The 709-nt window shown below is 74.6% G+C and carries 1 pseudogene; it reads right to left on the bottom strand.

The features are described 5' to 3' along the window. A pseudogene (locus tag R6V09_RS54280) lies at window positions 1-510 on the bottom strand (bifunctional [glutamine synthetase] adenylyltransferase/[glutamine synthetase]-adenylyl-L-tyrosine phosphorylase); the annotation flags it as partial. Window positions 511-709 lie beyond the last annotated feature (199 nt).

Below are 709 nucleotides of genomic sequence, written 5' to 3'. Positions count from 1 at the left end.
TTCGGCGGCGGTCTGCGCGAGGTCTGTGGTGCCGCACACGTCGCGGGCGGCGATGGACAGCAGGCAGCGGCGGTAGCCGACGCGGAGGGCGACGGGGTCGGTGGCCTCCGCCAGCCCGCGTTCGAACTCCTCCACCCCGGGGTGGAGGTCGCGGGGCTCGTACATGACGAGGGCGTGCCAGTCGCGCGGATGCCGGGCGAGATGGTCGCCGAGGGCGGCGGAGGCGCCGAGCACACCGAGCAGCCGGTCCCGTAGGGGTTTCGCCGCGATCAGCGTGTCCGTCAGCTCGCGCCGGGCGGTGGGCTCGGGCTGCGCCTCCAGGAGTCGTACAAGACCCTGAAGGGCCAGGTCGGGGTCGGCGGTGGCGCCGAGGGCCTCCAGCAGGACCGGGTCGTTCCTTATCGGCGCCAGCTCCGCGCTCTCCAGGAGCCGCTCGGCGGCCGAGGGATCGGTGAAACCGTGCCGCAGGAGCCGCGTGAAGGTACTGCTTCTGCGTCCCGGCGCCGTCATCCTCGGCCTCCCGTCCGATCAAGGTCGTATGGACCCGAGCGTAACCGGAGACACCGGCGGAAGCGCCGGGGCGGGAGCGGGGTTTCAGCGGGCCACCACCAGGGTGGCGGGGCGGGCCGGGTCCACCAGCACCGTGTCGCCCGGCCCGTCGGCGCCGCCGTCCGGCGGCAGCACCACCGCGGAGTCCGGGCGTCCGGCA

Source organism: Streptomyces sp. W16 (assembly GCF_033194735.1).
Lineage (GTDB): Bacteria > Actinomycetota > Actinomycetes > Streptomycetales > Streptomycetaceae > Streptomyces.
This window is presented reverse-complemented; position numbering and strand designations above follow the sequence as displayed.